This is a genomic window from Niallia sp. FSL W8-0954 (genome assembly GCF_038005605.1).
Lineage (GTDB): Bacteria > Bacillota > Bacilli > Bacillales > Cytobacillaceae > Niallia > Niallia circulans_A.
This window is the reverse complement of sequence record NZ_JBBOTN010000001.1, coordinates 4,192,403-4,218,625: the sequence shown is the minus strand read 5'-3', so window position 1 is coordinate 4,218,625 and position 26,223 is coordinate 4,192,403. Positions and strand designations below refer to the sequence as shown.

Annotated in this window: 21 protein-coding genes; 19 read left to right on the top strand and 2 right to left on the bottom strand. The window is 35.6% G+C overall.

What is annotated here, in order from left to right; genetic code table 11:
* Positions 1–14: 14 nt before the first annotated feature.
* The 4 genes from NX902_RS20655 to NX902_RS20640 all read left to right on the top strand — a co-directional run bounded on the left by NX902_RS20655 (position 15) and on the right by NX902_RS20640 (position 5,376).
* Entirely contained in the window at positions 15–1,481 is a 1,467-nt protein-coding gene (locus NX902_RS20655) for an ABC transporter substrate-binding protein (protein WP_095329833.1), read from the top strand.
* 70 nt (positions 1,482–1,551) lie between these two features.
* Positions 1,552–2,166: a DUF624 domain-containing protein gene (locus NX902_RS20650; protein ID WP_123258307.1), complete on the top strand. Its 615-nt coding sequence runs from the start codon at positions 1,552–1,554 to the stop codon at positions 2,164–2,166.
* A 12-nt stretch (positions 2,167–2,178) separates the two neighbouring features.
* Complete coding sequence (locus NX902_RS20645) at positions 2,179–3,870, top strand: sensor histidine kinase (RefSeq protein WP_341160959.1); 1,692 nt, start codon at positions 2,179–2,181, stop codon at positions 3,868–3,870.
* 15 nt (positions 3,871–3,885) lie between these two features.
* Positions 3,886–5,376 carry a response regulator transcription factor gene (locus NX902_RS20640; RefSeq protein ID WP_171510002.1) on the top strand — a complete coding sequence of 497 codons (1,491 nt, stop codon included), beginning with the start codon at positions 3,886–3,888 and terminating at the stop codon, positions 5,374–5,376.
* 75 nt (positions 5,377–5,451) lie between these two features.
* On the opposite strand, the gene NX902_RS20635 is transcribed toward NX902_RS20640, so the two are convergent.
* Positions 5,452–7,665: a GH92 family glycosyl hydrolase gene (locus tag NX902_RS20635; RefSeq protein ID WP_171510001.1), complete on the bottom strand. Its 2,214-nt coding sequence runs from the start codon at positions 7,663–7,665 to the stop codon at positions 5,452–5,454.
* A 12-nt stretch (positions 7,666–7,677) separates the two neighbouring features.
* The gene (locus NX902_RS20630) at positions 7,678–8,706 is read right to left on the bottom strand and encodes a GntR family transcriptional regulator (RefSeq protein ID WP_095329837.1); all 1,029 of its coding nucleotides are present in this window, start codon (positions 8,704–8,706) and stop codon (positions 7,678–7,680) included.
* 222 nt (positions 8,707–8,928) lie between these two features.
* Here NX902_RS20630 and NX902_RS20625 point away from each other — a divergent pair, with 222 nt between their 5' ends.
* The 15 genes from NX902_RS20625 to NX902_RS20555 all read left to right on the top strand — a co-directional run bounded on the left by NX902_RS20625 (position 8,929) and on the right by NX902_RS20555 (position 26,215).
* The gene (locus tag NX902_RS20625) at positions 8,929–10,224 is read left to right on the top strand and encodes a glycoside hydrolase family 125 protein (protein WP_123258304.1); all 1,296 of its coding nucleotides are present in this window, start codon (positions 8,929–8,931) and stop codon (positions 10,222–10,224) included.
* Positions 10,225–10,264: 40 nt separating this feature from the next.
* Positions 10,265–12,937: an alpha-mannosidase gene (locus tag NX902_RS20620; protein ID WP_341160958.1), complete on the top strand. Its 2,673-nt coding sequence runs from the start codon at positions 10,265–10,267 to the stop codon at positions 12,935–12,937.
* 188 nt (positions 12,938–13,125) lie between these two features.
* Positions 13,126–14,322, top strand: coding sequence for an MFS transporter (locus NX902_RS20615; RefSeq protein ID WP_163186503.1), 1,197 nt, complete (start codon positions 13,126–13,128; stop codon positions 14,320–14,322).
* A 163-nt stretch (positions 14,323–14,485) separates the two neighbouring features.
* Positions 14,486–15,595 carry an SDR family oxidoreductase gene (locus tag NX902_RS20610; protein WP_095329841.1) on the top strand — a complete coding sequence of 370 codons (1,110 nt, stop codon included), beginning with the start codon at positions 14,486–14,488 and terminating at the stop codon, positions 15,593–15,595.
* A gap of 64 nt (positions 15,596–15,659) precedes the next feature.
* The gene (locus NX902_RS20605; protein ID WP_163186501.1) at positions 15,660–16,916 is read left to right on the top strand and encodes a cytochrome P450; all 1,257 of its coding nucleotides are present in this window, start codon (positions 15,660–15,662) and stop codon (positions 16,914–16,916) included.
* Positions 16,917–17,090: 174 nt separating this feature from the next.
* On the top strand, positions 17,091–18,386 hold the full coding sequence (locus NX902_RS20600; protein WP_163186499.1) for a helix-turn-helix domain-containing protein: 1,296 nt from the start codon (positions 17,091–17,093) through the stop codon (positions 18,384–18,386).
* Between the two features lie 157 nt (positions 18,387–18,543).
* Positions 18,544–18,672: a hypothetical protein gene (locus NX902_RS20595; protein ID WP_268876242.1), complete on the top strand. Its 129-nt coding sequence runs from the start codon at positions 18,544–18,546 to the stop codon at positions 18,670–18,672.
* A 7-nt stretch (positions 18,673–18,679) separates the two neighbouring features.
* On the top strand, positions 18,680–19,306 hold the full coding sequence (locus NX902_RS20590) for a hypothetical protein (protein WP_163186497.1): 627 nt from the start codon (positions 18,680–18,682) through the stop codon (positions 19,304–19,306).
* Positions 19,307–19,375: 69 nt separating this feature from the next.
* A complete protein-coding gene (locus NX902_RS20585) occupies positions 19,376–20,545 on the top strand; it encodes a hypothetical protein (RefSeq protein WP_163186495.1) in 1,170 nt (389 codons plus the stop codon).
* Between the two features lie 229 nt (positions 20,546–20,774).
* Entirely contained in the window at positions 20,775–21,578 is an 804-nt protein-coding gene (locus NX902_RS20580) for an undecaprenyl-diphosphate phosphatase (RefSeq protein ID WP_217279731.1), read from the top strand.
* A 257-nt stretch (positions 21,579–21,835) separates the two neighbouring features.
* Positions 21,836–23,359, top strand: a complete 1,524-nt coding sequence (locus NX902_RS20575; protein WP_095329847.1) for a BglG family transcription antiterminator — start codon at positions 21,836–21,838, stop codon at positions 23,357–23,359.
* Between the two features lie 17 nt (positions 23,360–23,376).
* Positions 23,377–23,847 carry a PTS sugar transporter subunit IIA gene (locus NX902_RS20570; protein ID WP_095329866.1) on the top strand — a complete coding sequence of 157 codons (471 nt, stop codon included), beginning with the start codon at positions 23,377–23,379 and terminating at the stop codon, positions 23,845–23,847.
* Between the two features lie 42 nt (positions 23,848–23,889).
* A complete protein-coding gene (locus tag NX902_RS20565) occupies positions 23,890–24,204 on the top strand; it encodes a PTS fructose transporter subunit IIB (RefSeq protein ID WP_047943848.1) in 315 nt (104 codons plus the stop codon).
* A gap of 16 nt (positions 24,205–24,220) precedes the next feature.
* Positions 24,221–25,306 (top strand): PTS fructose transporter subunit IIC, encoded by a 1,086-nt coding sequence (locus NX902_RS20560; protein ID WP_341123755.1) that lies wholly within the window; start codon positions 24,221–24,223, stop codon positions 25,304–25,306.
* Positions 25,307–25,363: 57 nt separating this feature from the next.
* Complete coding sequence (locus NX902_RS20555) at positions 25,364–26,215, top strand: class II fructose-bisphosphate aldolase (protein ID WP_123258299.1); 852 nt, start codon at positions 25,364–25,366, stop codon at positions 26,213–26,215.
* Positions 26,216–26,223: the final 8 nt, after the last annotated feature.

Below are 26,223 nucleotides of genomic sequence, written 5' to 3'. Positions count from 1 at the left end.
GGGGGATATGGTATATGAAAATGAAGAAAAAAGTTCCTTTTTTGCTTGTATTGATGTTGTTGATTGGCACTGTGTTAGCTGGGTGTAGTTTAAAAGGAAATTCAACAGCGGATACCAGTTCTAAAGAAGGCGTAACCACCTTATTAATGTATCAAATTGGCGATAAACCGGAAAATTTTGATGTGTTAATGGAGAATGTTAACAAGAAAACGGAAAAGGAGATTGGCGTTCGTGTTAATTTACAGTATATTGGCTGGGGAGATTATGAGAAAAAAATGTCTGTTATCGTATCCTCTGGTGAAAATTATGATATTGCCTATGCCAATAACTATGTAACAAATGCGCAAAAAGGTGCTTATGCAGATTTAACGGAATTACTTCCAAAATATGCAAAAGAAGCCTATGACATGCTGGATCCAGCTTATATTGAAGGGAATACAGTGAATGGAAAGCTTTATGCGTTCCCGGTAAATGGTAATGTGTACGCACAGACGATGTTTTCATTTAATAAGCAATATATTGATAAATATAATTTAGATATTTCTGATGTGAAAGGATACAAAGATCTTGAGCCGCTTTTGAAAGTGATAAAAGAAAACGAAAAAGACGTCATGCCATTTTCTGTTGGGCAAGGATTCCGCGTTCTCCCTAATATGGATTTTGTCTTAGGAAATGGCATGCCTTTTGCAGTGGATTTAAATGGAGATACCGCCAAAATTATTAATCAGTATGAAAATGATCAAATGCAAGAAAACTTGCGAATCATGCATGACTACTACAATAAAGGATATATTGCTAAGGATGCAGCAACAAGCAATACGGAATACCCATTAAATAGTGGTACATGGTTTGTTCGCCAAGAGACACAGGGACCGTATGACTATGGTGATACCCTTTTATCAACAGTGGCAGAGCAGCCAATAGTTTCCATGCCGATTACAGATCCAATTAAGTCTACAGCACAAGCGCAAATGGCAAACTTTGTTGTTTCTAGTAACTCCAAGAATAAAGAAAAAGCAGTAGAGTTCTTAGGTCTTCTAAATTCTGATCCAGAACTATTAAATGGTCTTATTTATGGGGAAGAAGGAAAGGCATGGGAAAAGGCCGGAGAAAACAAAGTGAAATTATTAGATGGCTATAAGTCAAATAACCATATGGCAGCCTGGAATACAGGCAATAATAAGATTGTTTATGTTCAAGATTCTATTACTGATGAACAGATCAAAGAGCGAGATGAAAATATTGCCAATGCAACAAGCTCTCCAATTCTAGGCTTCACCTTTAATACAGATTCTGTGAAAACAGAAATCACCAATATTTCGAATGTAATGAGTCAATACCTTGATGGATTAAACACAGGAACTTTAGATCCAGATAAAGCAATCCCTGAATTAAATGAGAAATTAGAAGGTGCGGGGTATGAAAAAGTCCGCGAAGAAATGCAAAAGCAATTTGATGCATTTCAAGCCTCTAAAAACTAATCTTTAAAAGGTGCGTTAGCTCTAGTTAACGTGCCTTTTCTCATCATATAATAGAAAGGAGAAAAGCGATATGATTGCCTCTTTTTTGACTACTTTTTTTAACCGATTTTATGTAGTAGTAAAACTGAATCTGTATTTTTGGCTGCTGACTATAATGGGGGGGATTATTTTTGGTATTGGCCCTGCATTGTTAACGATTGTAAAGCTATCTTTAGAGTGCCGCTGGGACCATCAGGAATTAACATGGAAGAATGTTTTTTCTACCTTTAAGACTAGCTATAAACGTGGCAATTTCTCCTTTTACGGATTTTTGCTATTAGGTGTCATTTTAAGCTATAATCTTTATTTTTCCCTACAAATTAATCATTTGCTCTTTCTCATCATTGACTTCTTGCTTATTTTTGCCCTATTTTTAATGGCTATCAGCTTCCTGTTTTCGCTCTTTATTGAGGCACAATATGAAGCAGCGATAAAAGATGTATGGAAGCTGTCGTTTCTCTTGTTCTTTATGGACTTCTGGACACTCCTTAAACTAGGAGGGCTGCTCGCTGTCATTTCTGTTCTTACCTATTTTAATCCTGCCCTAATTTTATTCGGAAGTATCTCGCTATTTATCATACTAGCTAGCCTTATTTCCAATAAGCTATTTATAAGACTTAGTCAAAAACTCGTATATGTATCTTAAGGATGATGCTAATTGGGAAGTAAGTATTTTATTAATTCACTATTAAAAACATATTCTATTATCTTAATTTCTGCTGTTACTCTTTTTGCTTTATTAGTCAGCTATAATACAAGCCAGGATAAGCAAAGGACCGCAATCGATTCTGTTGAGAGGGTCGCTAATCAATTAGAAAATATTGTGACAGACAATGAGAAAAAGTTAGATAAAGTAGTTGCTAATTTAATGGCCAGCTCAGAGATGATCACAAGTATGTATCAGTATTTTGAGTTAGAACCAGCAGCATATTTACAAAAATCGTTAAGTGAGCAAAGAAATAATGCCTTTCTTTATCTTCCGCGCATCGTAACAGAGATGTATTACTTGGATGATGATATTGAATCGGTAACCATTTCATTAAATGATTATAAAGAAGTCTATTATTCAACGAAGGAAAACAAGGGAGGCAAGAAGTATTTCCATACTCCTATCCGCAACAATCAAGTAGTCTACCAAAAAGCAATAAAGGATCCCAATACTTTATCACAAATTGGAATTGTATCAATTGTTTTTAATAATAAAGAATTAGAACGGATTTTAGATAATGACAAAGAGAAAACGTCTCTTCAAGCAGCAATTATTTCTGATACAAAAAAACTAGTATACTATCAAGGACAATACAGACAAGACTCTGTGCTCCACCAAAAGATTGCAGCAAATTTAGAAGAGTCTTCCGTTATTAGTCTTAAGGATTTAGAAAAACAATATTATATTAAAAGTGTTCATACAAGCAATGACTTTGAGGTGCTCGCTTTCATCAGTAAAAAGGAAGTAATTAACGAATCGATGAAAAGTCTGTTTTTCTTTTTATTTGTTAGTGCTATTTTAGACGGTATTCTCCTTTTTGGGCTCCGAAAAACGTTTAAACGATATGTGATTCAAGTAGAAGATATTCAAAAAGGAACCAATCAAGTTTCAAACGGGAATATGGAAGTACGCATTGAAGAAAAGACGAAGCAAGGGGAGCTAAAAGATATTTCTCATAGTATCAATCAGATGTTAGATAGCATTAATCGCAATATTGAGGATATCTATAACTTAGAAATCAAACAAAAGGATGCTAATATGCGGGCGCTTCAGTCTCAAATTGATCCGCATTTTCTCTATAATACACTTGAGTACATTCGTATGTATGCGGTAAGTGAAGGGGCGGATGAATTATCGAATGTTGTTTATGTTTTTGGAAGCTTGTTAAGAAACAGCATCACCCAAGAGAAAGTAGTTACAATCAGACACGAGCTCGAATTTTGTGAGAAATATGCTTATTTGTATCAAATGCGCTATCGGGATCGCATCGCTTACGGGTTTCAGATAGAAAAGGAGCTTGGAGAAATTAGCATCCCTAAATTTTCTATTCAGCCGCTGGTGGAGAATTTTTTTATACATGGGATTGATCATACAAGGAAAAACAATACAATTAGTGTAAAGGTCTCAAAGCAAGATGGGTATACCTGCATTTTAATCAAAGATAACGGAACAGGAGTACACGAAGATAAATTAAAGAAAATCAACGAATTATTGAAAACGCCTTCTTCAGAAAATCAGTTAGAGTCCTCTATCGGCATACATAATGTAAATGCAAGATTGCGATCCTTTTTTGGAGATACATACAGCATGAGGTTAAAGACCAATCCATTAGGCGGATTAACAATCGAAATCTTGTTTTAAAAGGAGAGGATAGCTTTGTATAAAGTTCTGCTTGTTGATGATGAATATATGATTGTAAGAGGTTTGCAAAAGTTGATTCCTTGGGAGAATCTTGGATTTGAAATTGTCGGCACAGCAGGTAATGGCCAAGAGGCTTTTGAATTTGTAAAAAGACAAAAGGTAGATATTGTGATAACCGATGTAACCATGCCGATCCTTTCTGGGATTGACTTTTTAAAACAAGCACAAGAAGCGTCCATCTTTTTCCGTTTTATTGTGTTGTCTGGCTATCAAGAGTTTGAATATGTGAAAGAAAGTCTCCAGATGGGAGCAGAGAATTATTTAATTAAACCGATAAACAAAGAGGAATTAATCGAGACATTAAAAAAGTGTATCAAGGAGTTTGAAGAGGAAAAGCTGCGAATCCAAGGCGAAAAATATTTATTTGCACATTTACTCAAACGCTGGGTACATGATGATATTGATTATATGGATTTAAAAAAGATGCTTGCTGCCTTTGATATAAGTACCGAGATGAAAAGGTATCAAGTGCTGATCTTTACCTATAAAAAGAAACTCCATGACCAAGTTCATCAGCTGTTACATACGAATAAAGATTTATATTTTTTTCATCATTATGAAGAAGACCAATGGGTCGTTATCTATTTTGGAGGAAGATCGGGATTGGAGAGCTTAATGAAATCAATCCAATTGCTATACTGCCAAAATAAAGTGACTTTTGGAATCGGGGAAGAAGTAAAGAAAATGGCTGATGTTTCCTTAAGCTATGAACATGCAAAGAGTAGTTTATATCTTTGTTCTTTTTATGAAAGACAGCAACAATTTATGGACACGGCAACCGCCAATGTTTTAAATGAAAATGTACCGAATATATCGTTCACAGCGTTTAAAAAGGCATTAGGAATAAGAAATATAGAAACAATTCAAACGGAGATTAAACAAATCTTTGCGGAGTTAATGGAATCTGCCGCTTCACCTGCATACACTCGTTATATTATCTTCCTGGTATTCATGGATATTTATCGCGAACTTGAAGTTCAGGATGAATTCATCTATGAAGAGATGGTGGAGAAAATAAATAAAGCTTGTTCTTTTAAAAAGCTGCAAATGATCATTAAAGATCTGTTGGACAATCTGAAGTATAAGAAGTTTAGAAGAGAATACAGCATGAATGTACAAAATGTCCTCAAAATCATCCAAGAAGAATATCACGAGGATTTAACATTAAAAGCAATTGCCGAAAGGCTCCACTTAAATGTCATGTATGTAGGGCAGATTTTTAAGAAAGAAACCAATAAGAGTTTTTCTCAATATTTAAATCACTATCGCATAAAGCTAGCGCAGAATCTATTGCTGAATTCAGAGCTGAATATAAATGAAATCTCCGAAAAAATTGGCTATATGAGTCCAGGTTACTTTTATAAAAACTTTAAAAAATATTGTGGTATTTCTCCAAAAGAGTTTAGGGACAGCTATCAGCAATTATTTGAGCCGATTGATGAATGAGGAAGTAGATTTGAATATAAAGAAAACCTACCCTTTGGCTTGGGCGGCGCGGGTAGGTTTTTGGTGTGCTTTTATTTATAGGAGGGAGGCGCTGTCTGTCGACAAGGAATAAGGTAAATCTGTTTCTGCATAGTCTTTATTTGGCGGCACAATACCAAGCTGGAAGTCGATGGTGCAGCCTTTTATAAGTACGTCATGCTTTAAAAATAGCTTGTTGTAAATTTCATTGTTGACAGTAACCTGATGAACAAAATTAAATTGTGGCAGGTTGAATGCAGTTGAAATTTCGATTTTTTTGTCATTTGGTAGATGTATTGTAACCTCATCAAAAATCGGCATTCCAATTACATATTCCCCTGTACCAGGGCAGATAGGATAAAAGCCCATACTGCTAAAAATAAACCAGCCAGACATACTGCCATTATCTTCATCACCAGGATAGCCAGTTGGACTACTAGAGAATAACTGGGTCATTAATTGTTTTAATAAAACTTGAGACGAAGCGGGATCACCAGCATAGGTAAATAAATAAGGTAGATGAAAACTTGGCTGATTGGATATGGCAACTTGGCCAAAATCAATTGCAGCCATTTCGCTCATTTCATGTATTTCCAATCGATAGCCTTTGGTATCAAAAATCGGCTCTTGATTGCACAGATCTACTAATTTGTTTCGAAAAGGTTCTTTTCCACCATAAGCATTTATTAATCCAGCGAAGTCGTGAAAAACAGCAAAGCTGCTTTGCCAAGCGCTTCCTTCTGCATAATCCTGCCCCCAGCTAAAGGAATTAAAGGGTTCTTCTACCTTGCCTTGTTTATCTTTGGCACGCATAAATCCCGTTTCTTTATGAAAGATATTGCGGTAATTATAAGCGCGCTTTTCAAACGTCTTCCTTAGATCATCCTGTCCTAATTTTTGGGCTACTCTGCTTATGCAGAAATCACTGTACGCGTAATCAAGTGTATGGTTTACACTTTCATGATGGCTGGAAGGAATGTAGCCATATGTATCATAATCTTCGATTCCTTGTCGGCCGTAGGTTCGCTTTGAACTTACGGTAGAAGCAGTTTTCACCATTGCTTCAAACAACTCAGGAATGATATCAAGAGCAATCCCTTTTTGCGACGCATCTGCAATAACAGCATCGATTAACGTACCCGGCATAAGTCCACGTTCATCGGGAGACAGCCATTTAGGGAGAAATCCCGTTTCTTTATAACTATTCAGAAAGCCTCTCAGCATTTCTTCATATTCTTCTGGAATAAGAAGAGAATAGAAAGGATAGACGGTTCGGAATGTGTCCCAAAAGCCGTTATTTGTATACAGGACACCAGGTTTTACACTTTTGCTTGTTGTATCATAATGAATCGGCTCACCTTGTTGATTTATTTCATAGAATTTTTGCGGAAAAAGAAACATCCGATACATACAGTGATAGAATGTCTTAACAGTAGAAAAATCTTTATTCTTCACTTCAATTTTATTTAAGTAATGTTCCCAAGCTTCCTCTGCCCTTTCTTTGAGAGCATTAAATGAAAAAGGCGATAGTTCTTGACTTAGATTCCATTCTGCTTGAGCACTGCTTATAAAAGAAGTGGCAAGACGAGTTTCTAGCGGTTTGTCTTCGGTTAATAAGAAGCGCATCAAAAAGTGCTGGTCTTCGCCAGTTGCTGAAAGAGCGGAAGTAAACATCTTATTCTCTTGGAAAAAGCCAGTATTAACTTGATCGATGGGATGGCTAAAGGTCATGACAAAGTACATTTTAAAATCAGAATCTTCACAGCCAGCAAAATTGGAAACATATCCAGTTAGCTTGTTTTTCTCTATATCTAGTGAAACGTTTCCTTTGCCAGGAAGATGTAGAGATAAACCAGGTAGCTTTAAATCTCTATAAGCAGAACGAAGTATGGAGCCATATGTAGTAGGAACCAATTCATTCTTAATTCGGTAGCGTGCTTGCGTTATTTGTAAATAATGTGGTTGGTATACGGAACTTTCAGGTCGATAGGAACTTTGATTATGGTAAATATCGTCATGGTGAACGGCGCCTGAAAGAGGTGTTAATAATAAATGAGAGAAATCCCCCATCCATGGACTCGGCTGATGAGTTAACCGAAAGCCTTGAAAAACCCGATCACGCGGATGAAAAAACCAACTTCCATTTGTATGTTTAGTTTGCGGAACAAAGAAATTCATGCCAAAGGGAAAGCCTGTATAGGGAAGTGTATTCCCGTTTGAATAGCTATGTTGATTTTCTGTCCCTTGTCTTGTATCAATTAATTCTAGCATAGACACCGCTCCTTAATTAGTGGATTCTCTAATGATCATTTCAATAGGAATGACGACAGAATGAATTGCTTCTTTGTTTTCAATTAATTGAATAAGTTGTTCAGCTGCTTGATATCCGATCTCCTCGAAGCTTTGGGCAATTGTGGTTAATGCTGGGTCGACAAGTTCAGCTGCTTGAATATTATCAAAGCCAATAATCGAAAAGTCTTTAGGAACTTGATAGCCGTATCTTTTGATTTCTTTCATTAAATGAATTGCATTAATATCGTTTTCCGCTATCAGTCCTGTAATTTCTTCTTCCTTTAGCTGATGGATAAAAGCGCTGTTGTCCTCAGCTGAGAGCACTACTTTTGAACCATGATACGCGATATTCGCTTCGTGTATAGCTTTTAAATAGCCTAAATACCTTTCTCGAATAGTGGAACTTCTCTCTAAATTTTGTGTAGCATAAAAGACGATTTTCTTATGTCCTTGGTTAATTAAATGCTGTGCTGCTAGATAACCACCTTGCATATTATCAGAGGTAATAAAAGGAAATGGGATGCTTTCGATTTTCTTATCGAGTACCACTACCGGAAATTTCTCGAGATATAAGGTATAAAGAATATCTAAATGCGATGTTCCAGCCTCTGGATAAAGGAGAAGACCCGCATACATAGACGATATTTTTTTGGCATCAAGCTGGCTTAAGTAAGCATTTGTCTGGATTTGCACTGTATAGGGTGTGTTCGCGATAAAGCGACTAATGCCTTGTGCATAATCTCCTAGTCCCGGATTATTGGGAAAAGGAAGAATAAACAGAATAACATGGGAAGGAGACGGTTTTTGTTCGGCAACAAAGCTTCCTCTTCCTTGGATTCGTTCGATTAGCTCCTTGTTTTCCAGCTCGGTTAAAGCTCTCTTTGAAGTGATGCGGCTGACGTTGTATTGCTTAGAAATTTCTAATTCTGTCGGTACTTGATCACCTGGCTTTAAATGACCGGCTTGGATTTGTGCTAGTATGTCAGTGACAATTTTTTGATAAAGTGGTTCTTTTTTCATCATAAACTCCTTAAATGATATATCAAATTTATTATAACATGAAAATGCTTTCCGTAAATAGTAAAGCTAAGTAAATTTTATGAAGATAAATAGGAGAGAAGTTATATCCATTGATAGACAAACAATTTTTCATTAAATTAAGAAAAAGAAACACTAGACAATAAAGACGATTGAAATTAAAATGAGTTTAAATGATATATCAAATATGAGAGGGGTTAAAAAATGTCATATCAAAAAACAACGATGTCTTCGGTAAAAGAATTTATGAAAAGGATTACAGAAAAATGTGGGGATGAACATGCGGATTGGGCCGTTAATTTCAATACTTGCTTTGCCAATACATTAGAAACAACAGTTGAAAAGCTGGAGGATGGAACTACTTTTCTCCTTACAGGGGATATACCAGCGATGTGGCTGCGAGATTCCACTGCACAGGTAAGACCATATTTAGTATTGGCTGAAAGGGACGAAGAAATGGCTAATATGATTGCCGGTCTTATTGAACGACAATGTCAGTATATTTGTTTAGACCCTTATGCGAACGCTTTCAATAAAGAAGCGAATGGGGCAGGACATCAAACCGATTTAACGACAATGAATCCATGGATATGGGAAAGAAAGTATGAAATTGATTCACTGTGTTATCCAATCCAGCTTAGTTATTTGTTCTGGAAGGCAACAGGGAGAACAGATCATTTTAATCAGTCGTTTCAGGAAGCTGTCCAAAAAATAATCGAGGTATGGATGATAGAGCAAGATCATACGAATTCCTCCTATACATTTGAAAGAGTGACTGATCGACAAGAGGATACGTTAATAAACAAAGGGAGAGGGGCAGAAGTAGTGCCTACTGGAATGACCTGGTCAGGATTTAGACCAAGTGATGATGCTTGTACATATGGTTATTTAGTGCCTTCGAATATGTTTGCTAGTGTAGTTCTAGGTTATCTAATCGAGATTTATGAAGATGTTTTGAAGATAACGGAGCAAGTTCCTGCCTTTCAAAAACTCAAAGAGGAGATAGAAAAGGGGATTGAGGAGTTTGCTGTTGTACGCAATCAAAACGGTGAAGAAATTTATGCCTATGAAGTAGATGGAAAAGGCAACTTTACAATTATGGATGATTCCAATATACCTAATCTATTATCTGCCCCGTATCTTGGATATGTGGAGGAAAATGATGAAAGATACCGAGCAACACGCCAGACAATACTTAGTGAAGAGAATCCTTACTTTTATAAAGGGAAATATGCGGAAGGGATTGGCAGCTCCCATACACCGGAAAATTATATTTGGCCGATTGCTCTTGCGATGGAAGGTCTAACGACAGAGGATAAAAAGGAGAAAGAAAGAATACTAGACTTACTAGTAGCCTGTGATGGAGGAACACATTTAATGCATGAAGGCTTTGATGTGGATAATCCTACTCAATATACGAGAGAGTGGTTTTCTTGGGCAAATATGATGTTTTGCGAACTAGTAATGGATTACTTTGATATTCGAGTAAAGAAAAAATAAATGACAGGACAGTAAAGGAACTAGAGAGGAGTAGCTGAAGATGAAAAAAGTGTATATAGTATCCCATAGTCATTGGGATCGAGAATGGTATTTGCCTTTTGAACAGCATCGCATGCGATTGGTTCAGCTCATTGATGATTTATTAGAGTTGTTTGACACAGACCCTCATTTTAATAGTTTTCATTTAGATGGGCAGACAATTATTCTCGATGATTATTTGGAGATAAAGCCGCAAAACGAATGGAAGCTTAAAAAATATATTCAAGAAGGAAAATTAAAAATTGGTCCCTTCTATATTCTGCAAGATGATTTTTTAATTAGTAGTGAAGCAAATGTACGAAATATTTTAATTGGATTGCAAGAATGCCAAAAATGGGGAGCACCAGTTAAGTTAGGCTATTTCCCAGATACATTTGGGAATATGGGGCAGGCACCACAAATTCTTAAACAGTCTGGTATGGATGTGGCGGCGTTTGGGCGCGGGGTTAAACCTACGGGGTTTAATAATATTGTTATCAATGATGATCAATATAGTTCACCATATTCAGAAATGTGGTGGGAAGGCCCTGATAAATCCACTGTTTTAGGCATTCTTTTTGCCAATTGGTATAGTAATGGGAATGAAATTCCTGTGGATGAAGTGGAAGCAAAGCAATTTTGGGATCAGAAATTAAAGGATGCCCTTCAATATGCATCTACAGATCATCTATTGTTTATGAATGGCTGTGATCATCAGCCAGTTCAAAAGAATATTACAGCTGCCATTGAAGCTGCCAATAATCTATATCCTGACATAACCTTCATTCATAGTAGTTTTGATGAGTATATGAAAATAATAAAACAAGACATTCCTGAAAATTTACATACAGTGAAAGGAGAATTAACTAGTCAGGAGACAGATGGCTGGTATACTTTAGCAAATACCGCTTCCTCTAGAGTATATCTGAAACAAAGAAATACAGATGTTAGTAGATTGTTAGAAAATATTGCGGAACCATTGGCTGCAATGGCCTATCAAAAGGACGGAAAATATCCCCATGAAATGTTTCAGTTTGCATGGAAACAATTGATGCAAAACCATCCCCATGACAGTATTTGCGGCTGCAGTGTGGATGAGGTGCATCGTGAAATGATGACTCGCTTTCATAAAGCAGAGGAAGTAGGTCAATTTATAAAAACAGAAGCTTTAACTATGCTTGCAGAACAAATTGACACGAGTGAATTTCCAGCTGGAAGCCGCCCTTTTATTGTCTTTAATACTGCTGGCAGTACAAAAACAGGTTTGGTTGAAATAGAGATAGAGTGGAAAAGGCTTCCCTTTTCGAGCGGACGTCCAGATGAATTGTATCGCAAGCTAAAAGCCGAAGAGTTTCCAGCAATGAAAGTAATCGATAAAGAGGGAGTGGAAGTTCCAGCAAGGGTTATCTATACAGATATCCGGTTTGGATATGATCTTCCAGAGGATCGTTTTCGTCAGCCGTTTATCGGTGCTTATGTGACTGTTGAGCTCCCATTAAACGAAATGAGTCCATTATCATGGCAAACCTATGCGTTGATAGAAGGAGAATCTCAGCAGCAAGAACACAAAAGAATTGTTCAGCAGCAAGGGCATCTTTTAGAAAATAACCATTTAAAGGTGCAAATAGAACAAAATGGTACATTGACTGTTTTGGATAAAGGAACAAATAGTATATACACAAACTTCCTCACTTTTGAGAATACGGGCGATGTTGGCAATGAGTATATTTACAAAATGCCAAAAGGAGATCAGCCCATTTTATCATCAGCAGGAAAAGCAGAGGTGGAGGTTATCGGTGATACTTTTGCATATGGAGAAGTGCTTTTAACACAAACAATGCTGATTCCAAAATCAGCAGATGAAAGGTTATTGGAAGAGCAGAAAGGGCTAATTGAATTTCGAGGCCGTCATGCAGGTCGTTCGAACAAGCTGGAAACATTGGAGCTGAAAACAAAAATAAGATTAGAGCGAAACAGTAATCAGCTTTTATTCGAAACATCATTTGCTAACCAAATGAAGGACCATCGCATACGAGTGCTCTTTCCAACAGGCATTCATGTAGAGGAGCATGAAGCAGACAGTATTTTCGAAGTAGTGAAGCGAGCAAATAAGGTAAGTTCCAACTGGGAAAATCCAACTAACCCACAGCATCAGCATGCATTCGTTAATTTACATGATGAGAATAGAGGGGTGACTGTTGCGAATTATGGACTGAATGAATATGAAATCATGGAAGATACTATTGCCATTACTTTGCTTCGAGCGGTTGGGGAATTAGGAGATTGGGGTTACTTCCCAACTCCAGAAGCTCAGTGCCAAGGAAATCAAGCAGTGAAATTTGCCGTAGGATTTCACGATAGCACGAACAAGCTGGAATCCTATCATGCAGCAATTAACTTTCAAATTCCTTTTTCTAGTGTGCAAACAGATATCCATAAAGGTGCATATCCGTCCATATATGAATTTATTCAATTGGACGGAAAAGGTTTTCGACTAACAGCATTTAAGCGGAGAGAAAACAGCAAAGAAATAGTTCTTCGAGGATACAATTTAACGGACGAAAAACAGCCTTTAACGGTGAAATATAATGGGAAATACCCAAGGAAATCTAATTTATTGGAAGAAATGAACGGAGAAATGTTCGATTCCAATCAAATGAACGAAGCGGAGATTTGTACATTTATATGGGAGTAATTTAGCAGTGAAAAACAAGGGGGGGAACACTCCTTGTTTTTTTATATAGGTTTCTTAAAAAGCTTGTCTTTGGATAGGGTTATGAAATATAGTACCAACTAGCCAAGTATTAATGTTTTAGACATTTTCAGATATAGTCCTTATGTTATAATTATATATCATCTTGGTTGGTGAAAGGAGTGTTGGTAATGAACACGAAAACAAATTTTCTCATTTTTTTATTGGCGGTAAGCTGTGGAGCTGTAGTAGCTAATATATATTATACCCAACCGATTATTCAATTTATTTCTACTGATTTACATATTGCTTCAAATATCTCTGGGCTGTTAACGACTTTAACGCAAATTGGATATGGTGCTGGCTTGTTTTTCTTAGTTCCCTTGGCAGATCTTTATAAAAGTAAACGAATCATTGTCTTGTTAATAGGGCTAACCATTCTTTCTTTAATTGGTGCTTTATTTTCGACAAATGGGATGATCTTTTTATTTGTTGTTACATTCATCGGGATTGGAGCAAGTGCTGCTCAAATGTTAGTGCCATTAACGATGAAAATTGTCCCTAAAGAACAAGCTGGGAATTATATCGGTAAAGTAATGAGTGGGCTTTTTATTGGAATTATGGTGGCGCGACCATTTTCAATCGCCGTTACTGACTGGCTTGGTTGGCGGATGGTCTTTCTTTTTTCTTGCCTTATATTAGTTACTATTTTGCTATTATTATTAAAATTTTTACCAGATTTTGAATTAGAATCTAATCTTGGCATAACGTATCCTGCTTTATTGCGCTCGATGTTAAGTGTCCTAAAAGAAACGCAGCCTCTCCAACAAAGGGCATTTTACCATGCTTGTATCTTTGCTACCTTTAGTTTGTATTGGACAGTTTTGCCCATCTTATTAAGATCCGAGTCCTTGCATTTTACTAATAACGAAATTGCCCTATTTGGCTTTGTTGCCATTGCGGGTGCATTGTTAACCCCATATATTGGAAAGTTAGGGGATAAGGGATATATTTATTCCATGACGAATGTATCAATGGTTCTAGTAGTTGTTTCGATTTTTCTTTTATTTTTTGTAAAAGATCATTCTATCTTAAGTATTGCACTTATTGTAATCTCTGGGATTATACTAGATATCGGTGTATCAGGAAATATGCTGTTAGGTCAAAAGGTTATTTTTAGCTTAAACCCGGCCATTCGAAATAGATTAAATGGGTTATATATGACCATTTTCTTCTTAGGAGGAGCGTTTGGATCATGGATCGGAAGCTATAGTTATTATCAATTCAGTCCGAATACGGCATTGCTTTTGGCGATGGCTTTTCCAATGCTAGCTCTCCTTGTTCATCTGAAAAAAGGAAAAAAAATATTATCTGAAGCCATGGGCTAAAGAGTAATCTAAAGAATGAAAGCATCCTTTTTGGGATATTTTTCATTCTTTTTTTATTGCTTTTACGGGTATATCTTCTATATGTCACTTCCATTCTTTTTCTGATTATTATTGCTGAATTACTAAATACTAAGCTTATTACTATTATATGGGAGGTATGATGATGAGCAGCAAGGAAAGAGAATATGATAAGAAAGTACTTCATTTAGAAAGCTTAAAGGAATTAAAAGATAGGAAGTTTCAGAAACTAGATGATTCAACGGGCAAGTGGACATTAAAAGAAATCAATGAACAAGTCATCGTAATTACAGGAGCTTCTAGTGGAATCGGACTTGTCACAGCGAGAATGGCTGCTTCTAAAGGAGCAAAGCTTGTGCTAGCAGCACGAAATGAGAATGCCTTGGAAAAACTGACTGCTGAGTTAAAAGAACAAGGAGCTTCCGTCGTTTATGTAAAGGCTGATGTGGGAAAAGAACAAGACGTTAAAAAAATTGCCGAGACAGCGCAAGAAACATTCGGGGGATTTGATACTTGGGTTAATAATGCAGGAGTGACGATATACGGATATGCCATGGATGTAAGCATTGAGGACATGAAACGAATGCATGATACTAACTATTGGGGTGTTGTCTACGGTACAAGGATTGCGATTAACCATTTCAAAGAGCGAGGGAATGCTGGTGCTCTAATTAATATAGGGAGCCTGTTCGGGGATAGAGGAACACTTATCCAGTCGACATATGCACCTTCGAAATTCGCTGTCCATGGCTGGACTGAAAGCATTCGAATGGAAGCGGAAAAGGAACAAATTCCTGTATCTATTACTTTGATTCATCCCGGAAGAATAGATACGCCATATGCTGAACATGCTAGAAGTTATTTGGATAAGCAGCCCACTCATAAAGGAATGATTTATCCTCCTGACGCTGTAGCAGAGGCAATATTATATGCGGCAGAAAATCCAATGAGAGATATGTATGTTGGTTCTCAAGCAAAATTATTAAATCTATTAGGTACATTATTACCACGATTTACAGACAAGTTAATGGAGAAATGGATTCCACCCACTCAATATAAAGATCAACCATCTAACAATCGTGAAAACAGTAATTTATATCAGCCAGGATATGGTTTACATGAAAGAGGAACTAATCAGGGATGGATTCGTTCTCGAAGTATGTACGTGAAAATGAGCAAGCATCCTATTCTTACAGCTGCTGCTGCCGTCAGTATTGGGATTATTTTTTTGACTAAAGGGAAAAAATCAAAGTAATAAGAAGCAGAATACTTGTTTTTCCTCTGTGAATGATGATGGAGTTTAGAAAGGAGAGTCAGAGATGCCGACCAATTCAATCGTACCTTCAGAAAAAGGATTAGATAAAACCATTTCCTTATTAAAGGAAGGATATCTTTTTATTAATAACAGAATGGATAAATTTAATTCTGATATATTCACAGTACGTTTATTAGGACAAGATGTGATATGTATAAGAGGAGAAGAGGCTGTAAAGATTTTCTACGACTCCGAGAAATTTCAGCGCAATGGAGCGGCCCCTAATCGGATTCAGCAAACATTATTTGGAAAGAATGCGGTTCAAACGATGGATGATGAAAAACATCTTCACAGAAAACTTCTATTTATGTCCTTGTTGACTCCTGAACATCAACAAAAGCTGGCGAATCTTACAACAGTCTATTTGGAAGAAGCAATAAAACAGTGGGAACAACGGGATCAAATTGTTTTATTTGATGAAATAAAGAATATTTTATGTAAAGTTGCCTGTCAATGGGCAGGAGTACCTCTCGCGGAAGAAGAAATATCAGAGCGTGCTGATGATTTTATTGCGATGGTGTACGCATTTGGCACCTTGGGCCCCGAGCACTGGAAAGGCAGAATAGCTCGTAATCGAGCTGAGCGGTGGATTAAACAAGTGATCGAAGTAGTTCGTGAGGGCAAACTGGAAACAGAACAAGGAACTGCCTTACATGAAATGGCTTTTTATAAGAAAATCGATGGAGCAAGGCTTGATGCGGAAATGGCGGCAATTGAGTTAATAAATGTGCTAAGACCAATCGTTGCGATTGCCACTTTCATTACATTTTCTGCTTTAGCTTTCCATGAATATAAAGAAGAAAGAGAAAAGCTTCGCACAGCTGATGACCGACATCTCGATATGTTTGTCCATGAAGTAAGGCGATATTATCCGTTTGGCCCTTTTCTTGGAGCTCGTGTCCGAACTAATTTTATGTGGAAGAACCAAGAATTTAAAGAAGGAACTTTAGTCTTATTAGATATTTATGGAACTAATCATGATGCACGTTTATGGGAAAATCCAAATCAATTTAATCCAAGTCGATTTGAAAATTGGCAAGGAGGATTGTATGATTTTATTCCCCATGGCGGTGGAGATCCAGCAAAAGGACATCGATGTCCCGGAGAAGGAGTTACAGTCGAATTAATGAAGGTTGTTTTGCGAACTCTCGCAACGAAAATGGACTATAATGTACCAAATCAAGATTTACATTATGACTTAAATGAGATGCCAACATTGCCGAAGAGTGGATTTATTATGAGCAATATTAAAAAACGATAAGTAAATAAAGAGAGCTTGGCCTATTTATATAAGGCCAAGTTTTTTATTGTTTTTTTCTATGGATGAAAAATATGTCGAAGTACTCCTGTTATTAGAAAAAAATTGGTGAATTTTCTCATATATTTTCTAATAAATGGTACATTAGCGCTATAATTGTAATATCAATACGGAGAAATGGAAATAACAAGAGAGAAGGGAGAAATAATGGTTGGTGAAAGAATAAGGCAACTACGTATCCATAAACAGCTGACGCAAAAGGAATTAACGGAAGGGATTTGTTCTATCACTTATTTAAGCCGGATTGAAAATGGGCAAATCAATCCATCGGCAGAATTTTTAAGAAAAGTGTCCAAAAGACTGGGTTATGATTTAACAGAATTGAGTAGTCCGAATAGAGATGAAAAGATATTACAGATTGTAGAAAACTATAAGCAAAGTGAAAAAATATCGGATGAAGATCTTTCTTATCTGCTTGTTCAGACATATGAATTAAATTCTACTAAAATTAATTTGCATCTTTATGGTGTTCTGTTGAGATATTATACGGCCAAAGGAGAAATAGAGCAGGCTAGGAGTATTTTTAATTTATCTAAAAGGTTTATTTCTGGAGAAATAAGTGATGGATTAGAGGGAGAATATTTTTACTATTTTTTAGCATGTGGTAACTACTTTTATTACTTCCAAGATTTTGAGCGTGCAAATCACTATTATTCAAAAGCAGAAAGCTTACTAATTGATCGAGATAATTTAGATGCAGCGAAACTATATTATAATCTCAGCTTGGTTAAACAAAGAACATATGATAATCAAGAAGTAAGTCTTTATTATTCACAAAAGGCTTATGAAATTTTTAAAAAATATGGAGAGAAAAAATACATTATTACTGTATTAATTACTCTTGGAGTACAATATCAATTGAATAATGAATTAGATACTTCGATGGATTGCTTGAAAAAGGCGGAAGCGATTATAGTGGAGGATAAAGAGAGTGAGAAGTTTGTAAATTATATTGCTATGATTCAACATAACATGGGGAGAATCTTTGAAAGGAAAAGAGATTATCAGGGGGCTGTTACCTATTATTTAAAAAGCATAGAGATATTTGAAAATCATTCTTCAGAACAACAAAATGTTTATCCTTTAAAAAGATTAGTAGAGATTTATATAGAGTTAAAGGATTGGGTTCTAGTAGATAAATATTTAGAAAAGGCAATTTTCATTTCAGAAAAACACCGGTTAAAGTATGATTATATTCTACTTAATATTATAAAGTTTTCGGTGAAAAAGTTGCAGGGAAATGAAAGTTCGTATGAAAAGGGAATGCAGAAACTTCTTGATACAGCTATGCAATTAAATCAAGGTGCATTAATTCGAAGAATTACGAAAGAACTTGGAAGTCATTTTTATGAAAAAAAAGCCTATAAAAAGGCAGCTGATCTATTAATGAAAGCAATTGATTACGAAAACTAATAAAGAAATACCATTATGATAGCTAGTTTGTTAAATAGTTAAAGAAAAAAACTATTTAAATACTAGAAAATTTAATAGAATTTTACTGCTTTCACTAAACAATTCCTTTGAGTTAAATTAATAGTAATAAAACATTATGAAAAAGGAGTTGTTTATATTGAAAAAAGTAGTTTTCGCTATTCTAGCTCTTGTAATCTTAACTTTAGGGACTAATTTAGATAAAGCATTTGCAGAGGCTGAGGCACAACCTGGTCCGTTGAGTATTATTAAGGTAACCACGGAGTGAATTGTAAATGGTGGAGATGAATAATCAGTTGATGCAACGGATATTTGTAACTTATCAAGATCAAATGAATCGTGATTATTTACAGCCATCAACTTCTCATATCGTTGCTTGTTCGATTGAAAAACATCAAAAAGAAAAATTGAACACAATAAATTCACTTTTTCATAAAAATACGCTTGCTCAAGTATTGTTTGAGGTGTTTGATAAGTTTGAACCAGAGTTTATTAATGATATCTCTCCTCTAATTATTAAATTAAATCCAGATGTTGTGACAGGAATACCTCATAATGGTGTTTATAAGTTGGATGCCGAAAATGAAATCTTTGTGCAACTTGATCAGCTTGCCGATAATCAATATCAAGAAATAGAAGTTCATCAAAAGCAGCTTGGAATAAAATCAGATTTAGGGATATCATATAAACTGTTAAGAAAAGATAAAGAGACATTGGATAAGTTAATTAAGGTGATGAAAAAGCTGAATTATTTTTTATCATTGCATGGAGGCGTGGAATCTACCATTGCGATTGCTGAGTTGTTATCCGAACACCAAGAGAGAAAATTATTGCTGCCTCCTTATATTTTCGTTCAGTGGTTATATGCCACAGATAGTTTCAGAGATTCGTTAATTTCATAGTGGGAAATCAGTGATTATAAGGCGAGTTTGCACTATTAGCATACCGCCTTTTTACTTTAGGAGGATAGTATGAAAACGAAATTTGGTATAGCTCTATTTCTAATTATCGTTCTAATGATTACTGTCACTACTAAAATTGGCCATTCAGAAAATAACCTTACGATGGAAGAGCTTAATCAGCCAGATTTTCTACATGATAAAGAGGCAGTTGTCTATTTCTCCACAACAACTAATCAAGATAGGAATAATGAAGGAATTAGTTACGCTGTTTTTATTGATGATAAAGGAAAAGCGAGTGGTTTTCAAATGGGTGGTTTAGAATTTGGAAGCATGGCGCTAAATAACCATCAGCTGTTGCTAGAGGATAAAAATACTATAAGGTTGATTGGAGAAAAGAATGCGGTAATCGATCTGGAATACCAACAAAACGGAGAACGAACAGGCTATTTGGAGAAACAGGATGTCTTTTTCTCTATTTATCGTTCTAGTAATGATAAAGAAAGGGATATATCCCATATTTATTGGGGAAATCAAAAAGGGTTTAAGGGTGGAAATCTCCCTTATTCTATAATGGCTTCGGGTTACACTAAGGATGAAATTCTCATTTTGACCAATGATGAAGAAGAAAAGGAATATGTCTTAAGGAAAGCGTCTTTGGAAAATAACCAATTAGAAATAAATGACATTAAGGGTTTGGAATTGGAAAAAGGATATGAGTATTCAGCATTGGCTCCTATCTTAAGTGACGAACTCCATTATTATGTTTTACTCTCAGAGATAACTAAAGATAAGAGCCAAAATACTGTTTTATTTCTCCTTAATAAGGTAACGTTGGAACAAACAAAAGTAGAGTTAAATTCAGGATATGTTGCCAATGATCCTGCAGCTGATTCCATGAATTCTAAAAATGCAGCTTATTTATGGAGGGATGTTTTTTTCTATGTTAACGGATTAGGAGAAGTTGTTGCGGTAAGTAAAGATGGAAAGGAACAGAATAAATTTCTGCTGGAGGATTTTCCGCAGAACGGAGCTTGTCATAATGAAGAAGTATATTTTGCAGGGGATTATTTATTTGCATTAAGATATGACGGTTCGCAAAAAGAGAAGTATTATCTGGAGAGCTACTCTTTGGAAAATGGTGAGAAGGTAGAAGAGAAAACAATTGCGGGATTAGATGACATCTTATCATCCGTAAAAGGAACTTCTATTTATTCTTATGATTTTAAAATATTAAAGTAAGAGCATAAGGGGAGAGCCTTATGCTTTTTTTACGAAGTTAGATGTAAAGTAGATTTTATCTAAAAAAATATCTGTTTTCCGAATATAAAAGGTTTTAAAGCGATTACATTTTGGTAGAATAAGAGATAGAACAAATTGATCCCCTATATTTCCATCTCACTTTCCCGTATACTAGGAAAAAAGTAGATAAGTTGGAGGTTAAGTAGTGGATTTGCATGATTTTTTATTAATGGTAAAGTACTTTATTTTAGGAGCCATCCAAGGTATTACCGAGCCGATTCCAATTTCCTCAAGTGGCCATTTAATTATTGGCCAAAGGCTCCTAGGAATTGAACAGAGAGGCTTATCGTTCGAGATTATTACAAATACAGCTTCATTAATTGCGATTGTCTTCATTTACCGAAAGGATATCAAGCAATTAATAACACATAGCTTTTTGTATCTAAAAACGCGAAAGGAAAGGTATCGAGCTGATTTTCGATTCTCCCTGTATGTTATTATTGGAACCATTCCAGCTGGTGTGATCGGCGTACTGTTTGGCGATTATATTGCTGATTATTTCACCTCTTTTTATACTGTTTCCATTACACTACTAATTACAGGTATAGCTTTATGGATCATTCGAAATATGCGTGGTGTAAAAAGAGATGGGGATTTATCTTGGCGAGATGCTCTAATTGTTGGGTGTGCTCAAGTGATTGCACTTATACCAGGTATCAGCCGCTCAGGTTCCACTGTTATAGCGTCCATTGCATTGGGGATGAAACAAAGTACGGCACTGCGTTTTTCCTTTATGCTTTATATTCCGGTAAGTGTTGGAGGAGCTATTCTTGGAGTAACGGATATGATTAACAGCCCAGATATGAAAACTTTGGCATGGCCTTATTTCATTGCTTTTATGACGTCCCTTGTTTTTACTTATTTTTCTATGAAATGGCTAATGGGGATAATGGAAAAAGGAAATTTAAAATATTTTGCTTATTATTGCTTTATCGTTGGAACGATATTGTTAGTGGTAACTTACTTATTATAAAGAGAATAATAGACAAAGAAGAAAAGTGCAATAGGACAGCTATTGTGCTTTTTTTTTGTCTTTATGACGGCTATTTCAAAAAGAAAGGAAAAAGCTTTTATTGTAAAATCCCAAGTTCTTAACACAGCCGGAAAATCAGAAATAAGGAGTGCTCACTTTAATAGGGACATAACAATCAGCATTATTTTGTAATTGTGTATCCGCTTTCAGTCGGATAAGATATTACCATAGAAAGAAGAAAAGAGGTGAAGGATTTTGTGAGTCAAGTCATAAATGAGCGTCATCAGATGATTCTTACTATCTTACGAAGGGAGAAACGGTATGTGACAGCTGCAGAGTTAGCACAATCACTTAAAGTTTCTAAGAAGACAATATATAGAGATATCCAACAAATAGTTGATTCGAATTCAATGCCGTTTAGGATAATAAAAAAAGAAAACTTTGGTTATTACTTCCAGAACCATAAAGAACCTTTAGAAAAGGAAACGATTATATTTGATTATCCTGACGAACGACGTTTGAATTTACTATTATATCTTTTAGCCATTGCACCCGGTAAGACCTCCATTCAAAAAATATCGGAAAAGTACATCGTAAGTCAGAGCTCTATTCTCAATGATTTTAAACATATTGAAAAGGAATTAAGGTCCTATCATTTAAGACTATTAAGGACAAAGGAAGGAACCTTTATTAAGGGAGATAAACTATCTATTTATCGTTTGATGGCCGTAATTATTGAGAATTACTTAACTCAAATGGGAGACCCTTTTAGTCAATATGATATTCCTGATTCTATCAAAAAAGTAAAAGTAAAAAATAATCATTTAATAAAAATTAAGAGGCTGCTGCATGATATCCAAGTGAAGCATGATCTAAGCTTAGATCAGCCCTATTATTTAACCTTATTCTGCTCTCTTCTTTCGATAATAGAAAAACATAATAATAAGCTTTCATTAGATGAAGAAGAAGTAGTGTACGAAGAAATAGATGGAAATTCCGCTATTTATTGTATTTGTAAAGATATGATTGAGGAAATCGAAAATCAGTTTTCTCTTTCGTTAAAACAATATGATATTTATTCTCTTTATTATATTTTGAAAGCGTATAAACTTAATTCACGATTTTTATTAAACCAAGGTACTGAGCTATATCAAAATGCTCAGGTTGTTCTTTTAACAAAGAGGTTAATAGCAAGAGTGACAGAAAATAGCGGATATCGCTTCGATACAGATGATGAATTATTAGAAAGGCTAACATTGCATATGCATGCAATGTTATATCGATTAAGCCATCGAATCTATATAGTTAATCCAATCATAAAATCGATAGCAACTAATTTTTCCCATATATTTGGCTTAGTGAAGACAAGCATTCAACAATTAGTAGAAGAAGGACATTATGAAAAGTATATAACCGATGAAGAAATTGGCTATATTACTTTGTATTTTCAAATTTCGTATGATGATCATTTTGCTAATCAGATTCCTATATTGATTGAATGTACAAGTGGTATTGGCACTTCGCATTTATTAAGTGAAAAAATAAGAAGAACTTTTCCTGATATCCACATAAAGAAAATAATTGCCCAGCAACGAATAAAACAGACAGATTATGAAGATGTAGAATTAGTTATTTCTACTGTGAAAACACATAGTATCATTGATAAGCCTACTATTCTTGTGAGTCCTATTTTAAATCAAGAGGATAAGTTTAAGATAGATCAATTTATTAAGGACTACTACAATCAGCAGAGTATTATCGGTGAAAAAATAGAGAGGTAGGAGAGTTTAAAGTGGACATGAAAATAGAAGAGTTAGATTTTCATAAGGTTGTAACAGAAGATCTTATCGAGTTAAATTTACAAGGAACTACAAAGGAAGAAGTACTGAATGAGTTAACCGACCTCTTATATGAAAACGGTTGTATATCGAATAAAGAAGGATTTATAAAGGATGTGATGTATCGAGAAGAAGAAGGTATTACTGGATTGGAAAAGGGGGTAGCTATCCCCCATGGTAAATCAAAGCATGTACAAAAGACATCTATTGCAATTGGAAGAACCAAATCATTTGTAGAATGGGAATCGCTTGATGGAAATCCTATCAATATTATTATCTTATTTGCAGTTAAAGACACGGATAAAACCACTATCCATATTAAATTATTACAAAAGGTGGCTGTCTTATTAGCAGATGAAGAAACAATTAGTAAGTTCCAAACACTGCAGACAAAGAAAGAATTTTTAAAGCTATTAACGAAAAACGATTAAAGGGAATGTTGTTAAAAACTTATCAATTTGGAGGGAATCATGATGAATATTGTGGGGATTTCAGCTTGTACATCTGGTATTGCTCATACGTATATTGCGAAAGAAAAATTGATTAAAGCGGGTCAAGAGTTGGGACATAAAGTTCGAATCGAGACACAAGGAACTATTGGGATTGAGGATGAGTTAACAACTAAGGAAATAGAGGAAGCTGATTTGGTCATAATTGCTGCAGATATCAAGGTTAGTGGAAAAGAACGTTTTGCTGGGAAGAAAATTGTTGAGATACCTACACATATTGCTATAAAGGCACCGAAACAGCTTTACCAAAAGATTGACGCTGAACTAAATAAACAGTGAGGGGGTCTACTAGATGTTGAAGAAAATGCAAGTAAAAAAGCATGCTTTAACAGCCATTAGTTATATGTTGCCACTTGTTGTGGCATCAGGACTTTTAATTGCAATTGGGAATCTTACAGGTGGTTCGGTCATTGAAGATTATAAAGCTTCCTTTGATATTCCCTCAGCACTTGTTTCATTAGGAGTACTTGGAATGGGGTTATTAGCTCCTGTTATTTCAGGAGCAATAGCATATTCGATAGCAGATCGTCCAGGTATTGCTCCAGGGCTATTAATGGGATTGATAGCAAATGCCATTGGAGCAGGTTTTTTGGGTGGGATGCTAGGTGGTTTTATTGTTGGTTACTTTGTTTTATTTTTAAGAAAAAATTTAAAAGTACCAAAGTGGGCAGAAGGCTTAATGCCAATGATGATTATTCCTTTAATATCTAGTTTATTTATCGGATTACTTATGTTTTTTGTACTTGGCCTTCCGATTGTATGGGCAACAGAAGGGCTAACTTCTTTTCTAACAAGTATGCAGGGATCGATGAGATTTGTTTTTGGAGCAATATTAGGGGGAATGGCAGCATTTGATTTTGGCGGACCTGTTAATAAAGTAGCTTCCTTGTTTGCGGATGGTTTGCTATTAGAGGGCATATACGAGCCAGAAGCTGTGAAAATATTGGCATCAATGGTTCCCCCATTTGGTGTAGCCATTTCTTGGGGACTTTCTAAATTATTTCAGAAGAAACGATATACAAAATCGGAAGAAGATAACATCAAAATAGCTCTACCGATGGGAATATGCATGATTACAGAAGGCGTTATCCCGATTGCAGCAGTAGATATTGTAAGAGTTGTTGCTTCATGCACTATTGGAGCAGCCGTCGGAGGAGGGTTCTCTATGATGTGGGGGGTAGGATCTCCGGTTCCATCAGGAGGAATGTTTATTGTACCTGCGATGACACATCCAATTCTCTTTTGTGTGGCATTACTTATCGGGTCACTCATTACCGGAGTTATGCTGTTCTTATGGAAGAAGGAACCAGCTGCAGAAATAGAAGAAACATCGAGTGAAGAGGAAGAAGTAGATTTATCAGATGTGAAGATTACATTTTAACCTGAAGGAAAGAACGCTTATTTTGCTAGAGTAAGTCAATAAAGGAGGGGACTTAGAATGTATGTTTCGATGAAGGGAATGCTTGCACGTGCCAACCAAGGGAAATATGCGGTAATGGCAATCAATTGCTTTAACCTAGAAACAGCTAAGGCAGTGATTGAAGCAGCACAAGAATTGAGAGCACCTATCATTGTAGATTTATTACAAGATCATTTAATGCAGCATTTTGGAAGTAAGTTATTAACAAGGCCAATTATAGAAATGGCAAATGCAGCAAGTGTAGAAGTTGCCATTAATTTAGACCATGGGCAGGATGTTGGATTCGTGAAGAGATGCTTAAGAGATGGATTTTCTAGTGTAATGATGGATGCTTCTCGTTATCCAATTGACGAGAATATAAGAATAACGAAAGAAATGGTAGAATTTGCGCAAAGCTATGATGCGAGCGTCGAAGGGGAAATTGGTAATATTGGTTCTGTTTCTAGGAACCAGATGACAGATGATGAAATGTATACGAATCCTGATTTATCCATTAGATATGCAAAAGAAACAGGGATAGACGCGCTAGCTATTTCTTATGGCTCTAGTCACGGGGATTATCCAGATGGTTATATTCCAGCTTTTCGATTTGATATTTTAGAAAAAATTAAAGGAGAAACTGGTATCCCGCTTGTACTCCATGGAGGATCTGGATGTGGAGAAGAAAACATTAGAAAGTCTATTTCATTAGGTATTAATAAGATTAATGTAGGCTCTGATTTTTTTAAAGCACAGATAAATAGTATAAAAAAAAACATGGTTGGAAACGAAATAGATTATTTTGATGTTATTCATCAAACGATTAAGGCTGGAAAAGACTTAGTTAAATATTATATTGAACTGGCAGGCTCTGAAGGAAAGTCATTATAAATTTAAAG